Source organism: Vibrio sp. 10N.261.51.A4 (genome assembly GCF_041471945.1).
Taxonomy (GTDB): Bacteria; Pseudomonadota; Gammaproteobacteria; order Enterobacterales; family Vibrionaceae; genus Vibrio; species Vibrio crassostreae_C.
Genome location: NZ_JBFRPJ010000123.1, coordinates 1 through 12496, shown reverse-complemented (window position 1 = coordinate 12496; position 12496 = coordinate 1). Strand labels below are relative to the sequence as shown.

At 45.8% G+C, this 12496-nt stretch carries 11 protein-coding genes; 7 read left to right on the top strand and 4 right to left on the bottom strand.

Annotated features, from left to right (window positions below; translation table 11 throughout):
* Window positions 1-67: 67 nt before the first annotated feature.
* The 3 genes from pfkA to AB4384_RS22625 form a co-directional block, all read right to left on the bottom strand.
* Window positions 68-1030 (bottom strand): 6-phosphofructokinase, encoded by a 963-nt coding sequence (gene pfkA, locus AB4384_RS22635; RefSeq protein ID WP_017061160.1) that lies wholly within the window; start codon window positions 1028-1030, stop codon window positions 68-70.
* Between the two features lie 317 nt (window positions 1031-1347).
* A complete protein-coding gene (gene fieF / locus AB4384_RS22630; protein WP_050649603.1) occupies window positions 1348-2256 on the bottom strand; it encodes a CDF family cation-efflux transporter FieF in 909 nt (302 codons plus the stop codon).
* Window positions 2257-2420: 164 nt separating this feature from the next.
* A complete protein-coding gene (locus AB4384_RS22625; RefSeq protein ID WP_017063671.1) occupies window positions 2421-2930 on the bottom strand; it encodes a CpxP family protein in 510 nt (169 codons plus the stop codon).
* A 178-nt stretch (window positions 2931-3108) separates the two neighbouring features.
* Here AB4384_RS22625 and AB4384_RS22620 point away from each other — a divergent pair, with 178 nt between their 5' ends.
* From AB4384_RS22620 to trmL, 4 genes are all read left to right on the top strand, one after another.
* Window positions 3109-3798 (top strand): response regulator, encoded by a 690-nt coding sequence (locus AB4384_RS22620; RefSeq protein ID WP_102394143.1) that lies wholly within the window; start codon window positions 3109-3111, stop codon window positions 3796-3798.
* Window positions 3798-5177, top strand: a complete 1380-nt coding sequence (gene cpxA, locus AB4384_RS22615) for an envelope stress sensor histidine kinase CpxA (protein WP_372130147.1) — start codon at window positions 3798-3800, stop codon at window positions 5175-5177. The genes AB4384_RS22620 and cpxA overlap by 1 nt, the downstream gene beginning before the upstream one ends.
* Before the next feature lie 76 nt (window positions 5178-5253).
* Window positions 5254-5871 (top strand): superoxide dismutase, encoded by a 618-nt coding sequence (locus tag AB4384_RS22610; RefSeq protein ID WP_372130146.1) that lies wholly within the window; start codon window positions 5254-5256, stop codon window positions 5869-5871.
* 83 nt (window positions 5872-5954) lie between these two features.
* Window positions 5955-6434 (top strand): tRNA (uridine(34)/cytosine(34)/5-carboxymethylaminomethyluridine(34)-2'-O)-methyltransferase TrmL, encoded by a 480-nt coding sequence (gene trmL / locus AB4384_RS22605; RefSeq protein ID WP_009844716.1) that lies wholly within the window; start codon window positions 5955-5957, stop codon window positions 6432-6434.
* 189 nt (window positions 6435-6623) lie between these two features.
* Here the strand turns inward: trmL and AB4384_RS22600 are convergent, their stop codons facing one another.
* Window positions 6624-7148 (bottom strand): FxsA family protein, encoded by a 525-nt coding sequence (locus AB4384_RS22600; protein ID WP_012604974.1) that lies wholly within the window; start codon window positions 7146-7148, stop codon window positions 6624-6626.
* Window positions 7149-7432: 284 nt separating this feature from the next.
* Between AB4384_RS22600 and aspA the strand changes: the two genes are divergently transcribed.
* The 3 genes from aspA (at window position 7433) to AB4384_RS22585 (ending at window position 12331) form a co-directional block, all read left to right on the top strand.
* Window positions 7433-8884 carry an aspartate ammonia-lyase gene (aspA, locus tag AB4384_RS22595; RefSeq protein ID WP_017063668.1) on the top strand — a complete coding sequence of 484 codons (1452 nt, stop codon included), beginning with the start codon at window positions 7433-7435 and terminating at the stop codon, window positions 8882-8884.
* Window positions 8885-9064: 180 nt separating this feature from the next.
* Window positions 9065-10372, top strand: a complete 1308-nt coding sequence (locus tag AB4384_RS22590; RefSeq protein ID WP_017061168.1) for an anaerobic C4-dicarboxylate transporter — start codon at window positions 9065-9067, stop codon at window positions 10370-10372.
* Window positions 10373-10882: 510 nt separating this feature from the next.
* A complete protein-coding gene (locus tag AB4384_RS22585; RefSeq protein WP_017062726.1) occupies window positions 10883-12331 on the top strand; it encodes a YfcC family protein in 1449 nt (482 codons plus the stop codon).
* Window positions 12332-12496 lie beyond the last annotated feature (165 nt).

Genomic DNA, 12496 nt, shown 5'->3' with positions numbered 1-12496 from the left:
CTTAAGTGAACGGCATTACTGAATAATCAGCGGTTTTTAAATTCTTTAAGAGAACGCTAAGCGTGGCTTAGAACAACTCTTCTGCAACGCGGAACAGCTCAGAACGGTCTGGGTTCTGCATGTTCTCGATACAATCGATGATGTCGTGGTGAACAAGTTCTTCTTTCTCGATACCAACACAACGACCACCGTGACCTTCTTGAAGAAGGTGAACAGCGTAGTTACCCATACGAGAAGCCAATACACGGTCAAATGCAGTAGGACGACCACCACGTTGGATGTGACCAAGAACCGTTGCACGAGTTTCACGACCTGTTGAAGATTCGATCTCTTTAGCCAGTTCGTTAGCATCCATCATTAGCTCAGTTAGAGCGATGATTGCGTGCTTCTTACCTTTCGCAATACCATCTTGGATGTTGCTGATAAGCTGTTCTTTATCTAGGCCAGTCTCTGGAGTAATGATGTACTCACAACCACCCGCGATTGCTGACATAAGCGTAAGGTCACCACAGTGACGGCCCATGATTTCAACAATAGAAATACGTTGGTGAGAAGAAGACGTGTCACGTAGACGGTCAATTGAATCAATAACAGTGTTAAGCGCTGTTAGGTAACCGATTGTGTAGTCAGTACCCGCGATATCGTTATCGATTGTGCCTGGAAGACCGATACATGGGTAACCCATTTCAGTCAGCTTCTTAGCACCCATGTAAGAACCGTCACCACCGATAACAACAAGTGCTTCGATACCGTGCTTCTTAAGGTTCTCAATGCCTTTCTCACGAACAGCAACGTCTTTAAATTCAGGGAAACGTGCAGAACCTAAGAAAGTACCACCACGGTTGATCACGTCAGATACGCTTGAACGGTCAAGCTTTTCGATACGGTCTTCAACAAGGCCTTGGTAGCCATCGTAAATACCGTAAACTTCAATGCCAACTGATAACGCAGTACGAACAACGCCGCGAACTGCTGCGTTCATACCTGGAGCGTCACCACCACTGGTCAAAACACCGATCTTCTTAATCATGCTCACCCTCGATTTTTGGGAATCTATTATTCAATTCTTGTTCTTGCTGATTGTATATCAACAAGATTTTAAATCTATATTTGTGCGTTATGTTACATTTCCTCAACAGGAATAGCACTCAAATCGCGTAAAATTATGTAACATTTCTACTTCTGTAAGAGTATTACAGTTTTACTCAATAACTTTGTTGATTCACATCAGAATCAACATTAATTGTTACTAAGGTGGTTTTTGAATCACCTAACAGTTAATAATTTTTACTCACTTTAGTTCAAAAGCCACTCACTTACCATTTGCCCGCTGATTTTTAGCACGCATTACCACGAGTGGAATTTCTGCTGCTTCTCTGGTCCAAATACGACCGAATACGGGTCTTGGTGAATTAATACATCAGCATCAGGGAACACGGAGATAAGCTTAGCCTCTACTTCGTCAGAAATGCGATGCGCTTCAATAAGTGGGATATTATCTTCCAATTCTAGATGCAGTTGGATGAAGCGTATTGGCCCCGAGCGACGCGTTCGTAATTGATGCACACCCAACACGCCTTCCACGCTCAATGATGTCTCTTTAATCTGTTTCAGCTCATCATCTGGCAGCTTATGATCAAGCAGAGACTGAACCGCTTCCATCGCCATTTGATAAGCGCTGTACAGAATGTAGATACCGATACCGACCGCGAATACTGAGTCCGCCTGACCAATCCCAAACCAGCTCAATGCCAGTGCCAGCATAATCGCGGCGTTCATATAAAGGTCTGATTGATAGTGCAATGAATCGGCTGCAATAGCTTGGCTACCCGTTTTGTTGACCACATGTTTTTGGAAGCGAACCAGACCAAAGGTCATCACTATCGCGAACAGGCTGACGTAGATACCAATTTCTGGAGAGTTCAGTTCATGAGGTCGGAAGAAGCGCTCAATACCATTGAGAATAAGGAAACATGCAGAGCCTGAAATAAACATTGCCTGCGCTAATGCAGCGAGAGATTCAGCCTTACCATGACCAAAGGTGTGCTCTTTGTCGGCAGGCTGCAGAGAGTAGCGAACCACGATAAGGTTAACGACAGAGGCTGCGATATCAAGCATGGAGTCCACGACGGAAGCCAACAGACTCACAGAACCTGTTACCCACCACGCTGCGACTTTCACTATCAATAAAATAGTGGCGATGGTGGTGGCTGCCCAAGCGGCGAGCGTAACTAAACGTGCGTATTCTTGTTTCATAACTTGGCTATAAAGTGACTGATAGCACAAAGTATAACCTGCAAACAACCAATTGAATATGACAGCTATGATGTAAAACATTCATTTTTAAGGATCAAAAAAAGCGGCACTCGGCCGCTTCTTTCTAAACACTTTCATTCAACGCTGATTTTTCAAGCAATGAATTACTTGTCTTTGTTCATGCGTTTTCCCATTTTGTCAGCACACTTAGTCATGCGCTCTTGTTGGATTTCTTTCAGTTGAGTCTTTTGCTCAGCCGTTAGTACGCTCATCATTTGGTGTTGCTTCTTAAGCATTGCTACGCGACGCTCAGTTTGCTTCTCAACCATTTGGCTTGCTAGGTCGTTTGCTGCTGCTTCGTCAAAGTTGTCAGCAAGTACCAATGCTTGAACCTTTTCGTGATGCGCTTTCATTTGCGCCATTTTTGCCGTTTTGTTTGCACCGCGCTTTGCTTTCATCTCAGCACGGTCTGCTTCACGCATCTCTTTTAACTGTTCTTTTTGAGCGTCGGTTAGGTCTAGTTGGCGCATTACTTTTTTATCGAAACCGCCACACTTGTCGTGCATACCTTTGTGGTCACCTTTATCACCACCACCGTAAGCATACGCGCTTGCTGTACCAAAAATAAGTGGAAGTGCCGCAGCTGCTAGTACAAGTTTCTTAGTCATTTTCATAATTGTTGCCTCAATTCGGTATAATAAGTCATGTGTTGCGTCTGTTTCTCAGCGCTTGAATATAGATTAGTCTTTCCCTCGTAAAGTGACGTTTAGAAAGCGTAAAGAATCGTAAAGAGTGAAAGTTGACGAATAATTAGCAGTATTATTAACCTAACTAAATGATTAAGGCTTCCCAATGGCGAACATTCTTCTTATTGATGACGACACAGAGTTAACCAGCTTACTTAAAGACATTTTGAGCTTTGAGGGCTTCACTGTCTCCGAAGCCAATGATGGCTATGCCGGGCTTGAAGCGATCAATGATGAGATTGATCTGGTCCTTTTGGATGTGATGATGCCGCGCCTTAATGGCATGGAAACGCTAAAAAAACTGAGGGAAAATTGGGAAACGCCGGTACTAATGCTGACCGCAAAAGGCGAAGAGATCGACCGTGTGATTGGTCTTGAGCTTGGCGCGGACGATTACCTGCCTAAACCTTTCAGTGACCGAGAATTGTTAGCGCGTATTAGAGCTATCTTGCGTCGAACTCAAACCGCCACCGCGCCTAAAGCGGCCAGTGATAGAGTTCAATATCAAGACATCGAAGTTTTCCCGGGTAAACAAGAAGCCTACTGCAATGGTGAGCTCATCGATCTCACCACCACCGAGTTCGCTCTACTGAGTCACCTTATCCAAAACCCAGGGCAAGTGATCACCAAAGAAGCATTGAGTTTGGATGTGCTGGGTAAAAGGCTCGCAGCGTTTGACCGCGCGATAGACATGCACATCTCTAATCTACGTAAGAAGATTCCTGAGCGCACTGACGGCAAATCACGTATCAAAACCTTACGAGGCCGTGGCTACTTATTGGTAGAGGAAGATTAATGCGTATACCTAAAATCACCAGCTTATATGGACGTATCTTTGCTATCTTTTGGTTCACCATGTTACTGGTGCTTTTGTCGGTGCTGTCACTTCCCCATTTAGACCCTCGAGTCGCGCGAGATGTGCCCGCAGATCACCTCGATAAACTCGAGCGTATCGCTAAAATCACAGAGAAACGCTACGCCAAAGAACCTAATCTGGGCAAGATTGTCTTCCAACTGGAGGCGCCACGCAGCCGCAAGGATTCTAGAGCTCGCATCTACCTGACCGATCTTGAGGGCGCAGTCCTTACCTCGAAAAGGCATTCAGACTATAAGCTAAAGGCGATTCGTAACTTTGTTACCTCGATTGATAACCCTGAGATACCGAAGCAAAAACTCTACGGACACTACATGGTCGCAGGGCCAGTGCCAATTACTCTCGCTGGTGAAGAGTTGCTGATGTATGCCGGAGTGAAGTGGAACCAACCACCGCCATTCTTACTGCGCCTGTTTGATAGACCTCTGCAGCTATTGCTTGCCGTGATGTTGGCGAGTACCCCGCTATTACTTTGGTTAGCTTGGGCACTGAGTCAACCCGCTCGCAGGCTAGAACGCGCGGCACAACGCGTGGCGAAAGGTCAATTCGAGGTCGATCCAACACTCGAAAAAGGTACTTCAGAGTTCAGACAAGCTGGTGAAAGCTTTAACCAGATGGTAGAAGCGGTAAACCAGATGATTTCGGGGCAACAACGCCTGCTCTCTGATATCTCACACGAGCTCCGCTCGCCACTGACACGTCTTCGCATGGCCAATGCACTGGCGATTCGTAAACAAGGCGAGAGCCAAGAGTTAGAACGCATTGATACCGAAGCACAGCGTTTGGAACAGATGATCAGTGAGCTGCTAACGCTATCTCGTATGCAGGTCGACAGCCATATTACTCGTGAGGTTCAGCCTATCTCGAGCCTATGGGAAGAGATCTTAAAAGACGCAGAGTTTGAAGCCGAACAGATGGGCAAACAACTGACGTTCTCGGAGATCCCAGAACGCTCTATTTCAGGGAACCCTAAACTGCTGATGAGTGCGCTAGACAACATTACACGCAATGCCATCTACTACGGCAAAGACCAAGTCGATGTGCAGTTCCACGTGGTGCAAGATCAGCTGACGATTTGCGTGAACGATAATGGCGATGGTGTACCAGAGGATGAGCTGGATTCTATCTTCAGACCTTTCTATCGCGTTTCCACTGCCCGTGATCGTAATACCGGCGGCACAGGTCTTGGATTAACCATTACTGAAAGTGCGATTCGCCAACACAGCGGAACCATCACGGCGACCCGCAGCCAGCTCGGTGGATTACAACTCGAAATCACTCTGCCTATCTTACCGGTGTAATACCCCCACAAAGATCACAGTTGATAATGATTGTCATTATCATTATGGTAAATCCTCTAATTAAGGAGGATTTACCATGTCGCACACTTTCCCTGCTTTACCCTACGCTTACGATGCCCTAGAGCCTTACATTGACGCTAAGACAATGGAAGTGCATTACAGCAAGCACCATAGAACCTACTACGATAAGTTTGTTGCGGCGGTGTCTGGCAGCGAGCTAGAACAGCAATCTCTGACCGAGATCTTTGCCAACATATCTCAGCACAGCCCTGCCGTGCGTAACAATGGCGGCGGCTACTACAATCACATTTTGTACTGGAACTGCATGTCGCAAGACGGTGGTGGTGAACCTACGGGCGAGCTTGGTGAGGCAATCAAGAGTACCTTCGGTGATTTCGAGACATTCCAAGATCAGTTCGCTCAAGCGGCGATCAATACCTTTGGCTCCGGCTTTGCTTGGCTAGTGGTAGAGCAAGGGCAACTGAAGATCATCTCAACCTCGAACCAAGACAATCCGTGGATGGATACCGTGGCGAGTGATGGCGAACCGATCCTTGCGCTCGATGTTTGGGAACACGCCTACTACATCAGCTACCAAAACCGTCGTCCTGATTACATCAATGCATGGTGGAACGTGGTGAATTGGAATGCCGTATCTGAAAACTACGCGCAAGCACTAGCGGACCAAGCTTAAGCGAATGGTGACGGTGGCGAACTGTACTCACTCAGCTTGCCACCGTATACTCGGGTTATCTTTGATTACTCTTGTGAACCAACATGTTTGATATCGCTCTATACGAACCAGAAATTGCACCCAATACGGGTAACATCATCCGCCTATGTGCTAACTGCGGCGCAAATCTGCACCTGATTGAACCGCTTGGCTTTGATTTTGAAGAGAAGAAGGTTCGTCGTGCAGGCTTGGATTACCACGACCTTGCACGAGTTAAGCGTCACAAGAATCTAGAAGCTTTCCTTGAGTATCTTGAGAATGAACGCGAGGGTGACTTCCGCATCTTCGCTTGCACCACTAAAACGACAGGTCACCACGTTGATGCGAAATTCCAACAAGGCGATGTGTTGATGTTTGGCCCAGAGACTCGCGGCCTGCCTGCTGAGTTCATCGAAAGCATGCCAATGGAACAACGCATTCGCATTCCAATGATGCCAGACGCGCGCAGCCTCAACCTATCTAACGCAGTGGCAATCATTGCTTTTGAAGCATGGCGACAAATGGGTTTTGAAGGCGCGGTATAACCGAACACTCAAGCTTATCTTTTATCTGTTATCTGTTATCTGTTATCTGTTATCTGTTATCGATAATAAACAGTAAGTAACAGCAGGCGACAGACAATAAAAAAGGCTCTTACCATTATCACTTTCTTGCGAAGGATAAAGGTAAGAGCCTTTTCTGTTTTCCCTCTATATAAAGAGAGAAAAAATTAATTAGTTTAAGCGGTTACGATCGTTGTCGTCGTCTTTCTTCTCAAACTCACCTTCAAAGGTGTTGCCGTCTTTTGATTGGTCAGATGGATCGCGATTGAATGGGTCTTGTCCAAATGGGCTCTGGCCAAAACCAGCTTGTCCACCGGCATGGAAACCACCAGACATGTTGGTCACCACCATTTTTTCCATCATTTTCTTGGCAATCATCGCTCTTGGTGCTGGCAATAATACCAACATACCGAGTGCGTCCGTCATAAAGCCCGGAGTCAGCAGCAATACACCTGCAACCGCAAGCATCACACCTTCAAGAATCTGTTGTGCTGGCATTTCGCCTTGTTGCAAACGACCTTGCACAGACATAAGTGTCTGAATGCCTTGGCTACGAACCAGCGATGCACCCACAAATGCAGTGATCAAAACCAACGCAATAGTTGGCCACAATCCTAAGAAGCCACCAACTTGAATAAATAGCCCAATCTCAATGATGGGTACGAAGATAAATAGTAATAATAAGATAGGAAACACACGCCCTCCTTTGTTACTTGCAGTTTACGCTGAAAGCCCTAACAATCTCAAATTTATCCTGTAAATAAGCGTGTTTATTGACCAAGAATAACTTTGCAAAATATTGACGAAACAAAACCGAAAAAGGTGATCCACTTAATATTTTTATGCGCTAAGTACAGTATCATGTGCCACATAAGTCAGGACGGATTTATCAGCCCAATATTCTAGCGAACGGAGTATTTGCACACAGAACAGGCTAATAACTAACTATATAATCAGAATAATTCTCTAAGGATCCTGTTATGGCTACTCAATCAGAAGCTCAAGTTGAAGCTCCTCAAGCTACTCGTCTCGAAGAAGATCTATTAGGTCAACGTCATGTTCCGGCTGATGCTTACTACGGCATCCACACTCTACGCGCAGTTGAAAACTTCAACATCTCAAATGTAACGATCTCAGATGTACCTGAATTCGTTCGCGGTATGGTGATGACTAAGAAAGCAGCGGCTTTAGCAAACAAAGAGTTAGGTGTAATTCCAAGCGAAGTGGCTAAATACATCATCCAAGCTTGTGACCTAATTCTAGACACGGGTAAGTGCATGGATCAGTTCCCATCGGACGTTTTCCAAGGTGGTGCTGGTACTTCTGTAAACATGAACGCAAACGAAGTTGTTGCGAACGTGGCTCTTGAACTTATGGGCAAAGAAAAAGGCCAATACGAGTTCATCAACCCGAACGACCATGTAAACCGCAGCCAATCTACAAACTGTGCTTACCCAACTGGCTTCCGTATCTCTGTTTACAACAGCGTTCGTAAACTGATTGATGCGATCGAATACCTAAAAGGTGCATTCGAGCTTAAGAGCCAAGAATTCAACACGATTTTGAAGATGGGTCGTACTCAGCTTCAAGACGCAGTTCCAATGACGGTTGGCCAAGAGTTCCACGCTTGGGCTGTAACCATCAATGAAGAAATCAAAAACCTAGAATACACTTCAAAACTACTGCTTGAAGTAAACCTAGGCGCAACGGCTATCGGTACAGGTCTGAACGCAGCACCGGGTTACCAAGGCCTAGCAGTGAAACACCTAGCAGAAGTAACAGGCCTAGAGTGTGTAGCGGCTGAAGATTTAATCGAAGCAACGTCTGACTGTGGCGCATACGTAATGACGCACGGCGCACTTAAGCGTCTAGCAGTTAAGCTATCTAAGATCTGTAACGACTTGCGTCTACTTTCTTCAGGTCCACGTACTGGTTTGAACGAGCTAAACCTACCTGAACTGCAAGCAGGTTCTTCAATCATGCCTGCTAAAGTAAACCCAGTTGTACCTGAAGTAGTAAACCAAGTTTGCTTCAAAGTTCTAGGTAACGACAACACGGTTTCTTTCGCTGCGGAAGGTGGTCAACTTCAACTGAACGTAATGGAACCTGTTATTGCACAAAGCATGTTTGAGTCTCTAGACATTCTGACAAACGCTTGTGTGAACCTGCGCGACAAGTGTGTAGACGGCATTACGGTAAACAAAGAAGTATGTGAAGCGCACGTATTTAACTCTATCGGTATCGTCACTTACCTAAACCCATACATTGGCCACCACGAAGGTGACATTGTTGGTAAGATCTGTGCAGAAACAGGTAAGAGTGTTCGTGATGTAGTTCTAGAACGCGGTTTATTGACCGAAGAAGAACTTGATGACATTTTCTCTGTTGAAAATTTGATGCATCCTCAGTATAAAGCGAAGCGCTACGAATAAAGTTAGCGAGAAAGGGTTCCAAACGGAGCCCTTTTTTAGGCTCCAATACGGTTAACCATGATTATTTTGTGGATTTCCGTTGGTTGCGCTTTTGCCAAATTGAATCTAAACCATAGAACTATTATGTGAACATTCCAGCGGCGAATGTTCACATAATAAAATCTAAATGAGGTGTTACTTATGATTGCAGTAGAACTGTTTGTCGTCCTGCTCTTTATCTTTTTGGGGGCCAGAATTGGCGGTATCGGTATTGGTTTTGCCGGTGGTGCTGGTGTTATTGCCCTTTCACTTATTCTTGGCGTTCCAACAAGCCAATCTTTCATCCCGATCGACGTAATCTTGATCATCATGTCAGTTATCACCGCAATTGCTGCAATGCAAGTTGCTGGCGGTATGGACTGGTTGGTACAAATTGCCGAAAACTTTTTGCGTAAACACCCTGAACGCATCACCTTTTACGCGCCGATTGTGACCTTTGTAATGACATTAATGGCGGGTACTGGTCACACAGCATTCTCTACGCTTCCTGTTATTGCAGAAGTAGCGAAAGGCCAAGGTGTTCGTCCTTCTCGTCCACTGTCTATCGCAGTTGTCGCTTCTCAAATTGCTATCACAGCTTCGCCAATCTCGGCTGCAGTTGTGGCTTTCGCAGCAATGTTGGCACCATTTGGTGTTGATTACCTAACGCTATTGATGGTTTGTATCCCAACAACCTTCATCGCTTGTATGGTTGGTGCGGTTGTTGCTAACTACATGGGTAGCGAATTGAAAGACGATCCTGTTTATCAAGAACGTCTAGAGAAAGGTCTAATCAAGCTAGCAACAGAAGAGAAACGCGAAATTCTACCTACAGCGAAGAAAGCAACGTACATCTTCCTAGCTGCAATTGGTTTCGTGGTTTGTTACGCAGCGGCTATCTCTAGCTCTGTTGGCCTAATTGAAAACCCGGCGCTAGGTCGTAACGAAGCGATCATGTCTGTAATGCTGGCAGCAGCAGCGGCTATCGTGATGTTCACTAAGATTGATGCAGCGAAGATTTCTTCAGCACCAACGTTCCGTTCTGGTATGACGGCATGTGTATGTGTACTTGGTGTGGCTTGGTTAGGTTCAACGTTTGTAAACGCACACGTTGCTGAAATCAAAGACGTAGCAGGCGCTCTACTGGCTGACTACCCATGGATGCTGGCTCTTGTTCTGTTCTTCGCCTCCATGCTGCTTTACTCTCAAGGCGCAACAACAGTTGCACTGATGCCTGCAGCACTAGCGATTGGCGTAGCACCACTAACAGCCGTTGCTTCTTTTGCTGCGGTAAGTGCGCTGTTCGTACTTCCAACTTACCCTACGCTACTAGCAGCGGTTGAGATGGATGACACAGGCTCAACGCGTATCGGTAACTACGTATTCAACCACCCATTCTTCATTCCAGGTGTGGTAACAATCAGTACTGCGGTAGCACTCGGCTTCGCATTCGGCGGTCTGTTTATCTAACATTCGCTGGTGATTGAACATTTAAAAGGAAGCTTCGGCTTCCTTTTTTGTTTTCTGCTCAATGTGTTATTTGATACGCATCAAATAACCATTATAAACTTTAAAAACCGCCTAAAAATAAAGTTTGAATAAAATTCCAAGATTATTCTGCCTAATCATAAACAACACCTACCAAATCAATCTCCTTCCACTTCCAGTTAATCCACAACGAATATTAATCCAAGCTAACTAACCAAAAAACCTTGACGATTTTCTGCCATTTTTTAGCCCTTTCATTAGCCATTATTTTTGTGAACAGCACCAAACTTAAATACCGGAGTAAGGAATAAAATAACCGCAGCTAAATTAAATCTAACTTCATTTGGATTAGTAAATATAAAAACAACCTTAATTTAAAGTCAGCAACTTTATATCGTTGAGTGCTTTATAAGTGTCCGTGTATTTACAATCTATAAATCATTAGTCGCTAATTCACATCACTTCTATTTAAGATGATGTAAGGAGATAGCCATGACAACTCAAACGATACCAAGCGAGAAAAAAAAGGGCGGCTTCTTTGCCAACTTTAAATTCCCTTCTGCCTACACCATTCTATTTATTCTGATTGCGTTCGTCGCACTGCTTACCTGGATTGTTCCAGCAGGCCAATACGACCGTGCAATGAATGAAGAGCTAGGCCGAGAAGTACCCGTAACCGGAACCTATCAAGCGGTAGAAGGTAACCCTCAAGGCGTGATTGATGTACTGCTCGCGCCTATTGACGGCTTCTATGACCACAATAGCTATGAAGCGGCGGCTATCGACGTTTCGCTGTTCATCTTAATCATTGGTGGCTTCTTAGGGCTAGTAACCAAAACGGGTGCCATTGATGCCGGTATCGAGCGCGTCACCGCCCGCTTAGAAGGGCGAGAAGAGTTGATGATACCAATACTGATGGCGCTATTTGCCGCAGGTGGTACCGTCTACGGCATGGCGGAAGAATCACTGCCCTTCTATACATTGCTAGTGCCGGTAATGATGGCAGCTCGCTTTGACCCTCTTGTTGCCGCTGCGACCGTACTGCTTGGTGCAGGTATTGGGGTGCTGGGTTCAACGATTAACCCATTCGCAACGGTTATCGCTGCCAACGCCTCTGGTATTCCATTTACAGACGGTATCGTGTTGCGCATTGCGATGTTGATTATTGGTTGGGGTATTTGTGTTGCCTACGTAATGCGTTACGCAAGAATGGTTCAAGCCGATCCAACAACATCAATTGTCTACGACAAATACGAAGAGAACAAAGCGCACTTCTTAGGTAATGCGAGCGGCGAAAAACTTGAATTCACCGCGACTCGCAAACTGATTCTGACCATTTTTGGTGGCTCGTTCGCTGTAATGATTTATGGTGTATCCGTTGCTGGATGGTGGATGGCTGAGATCTCAGCGATGTTCTTAGCAGCAACCATCATCGTTGGTATTGTGGCTCGCATGAGCGAAGAAGAGTTTACCACCAGCTTCATTGATGGTGCCCGCGACCTACTTGGCGTTGCGCTCATCATAGGTATTGCACGTGGTATCGTAGTGGTGATGGACCGCGGTATGATCACCGATACCATTCTCTTCTCAGCAGAACAGATGGTAACGGGGCTTTCTTCGGTTATCTTCATTAACGTGATGTTCTTCTTAGAGATTCTACTGTCGTTCTTAGTGCCATCGACCTCTGGCTTAGCGGTACTGACCATGCCAATCATGGCACCACTGGCCGACTTTGCTGGCGTAGGTCGTGACTTGGTTATCACTGCGTACCAATCTGCATCTGGCTTGGTGAACCTAATCACCCCAACCTCCGCGGTGGTGATGGGTGGTTTGGCGATTGCTCGTGTCCCTTACGTGCGCTGGGTTAAATGGGTGATGCCACTAGTCGGTATATTGATGGTGTTCTGCATTGTTGTACTGAGTATTGGTGCGCTGATCTAACTAACAGCACTTCACTCCTTTCTCATCCAAAGCCGCTTCTCACAGCGGCTTTTTTATTGTTCCCTCTCAATGTAACCCTCTGCCACTGAAACAGATCCTCAAAGCCATACACGCGATATTCAAGGTTCTTCTGTTCGTAGCCAAGCTCCAGGGCGGGATCGCACT

Excerpts from the sequence above, each read along its gene's own strand:
- AB4384_RS22590 (WP_017061168.1), top strand. The coding sequence starts at position 9,065 with ATGATTGCAGTAGAACTGTTTGTCGTCCTGCTCTTTATCTTTTTGGGG.
- cpxA (WP_372130147.1), top strand. The coding sequence starts at position 3,798 with ATGCGTATACCTAAAATCACCAGCTTATATGGACGTATCTTTGCTATC.
- fieF (WP_050649603.1), bottom strand. The coding sequence starts at position 2,256 with ATGAAACAAGAATACGCACGTTTAGTTACGCTCGCCGCTTGGGCAGCC.
- AB4384_RS22620 (WP_102394143.1), top strand. The coding sequence starts at position 3,109 with ATGGCGAACATTCTTCTTATTGATGACGACACAGAGTTAACCAGCTTA.
- AB4384_RS22625 (WP_017063671.1), bottom strand. The coding sequence starts at position 2,930 with ATGAAAATGACTAAGAAACTTGTACTAGCAGCTGCGGCACTTCCACTT.
- pfkA (WP_017061160.1), bottom strand. The coding sequence starts at position 1,030 with ATGATTAAGAAGATCGGTGTTTTGACCAGTGGTGGTGACGCTCCAGGT.
- aspA (WP_017063668.1), top strand. The coding sequence starts at position 7,433 with ATGGCTACTCAATCAGAAGCTCAAGTTGAAGCTCCTCAAGCTACTCGT.
- AB4384_RS22610 (WP_372130146.1), top strand. The coding sequence starts at position 5,254 with ATGTCGCACACTTTCCCTGCTTTACCCTACGCTTACGATGCCCTAGAG.
- trmL (WP_009844716.1), top strand. The coding sequence starts at position 5,955 with ATGTTTGATATCGCTCTATACGAACCAGAAATTGCACCCAATACGGGT.
- AB4384_RS22585 (WP_017062726.1), top strand. The coding sequence starts at position 10,883 with ATGACAACTCAAACGATACCAAGCGAGAAAAAAAAGGGCGGCTTCTTT.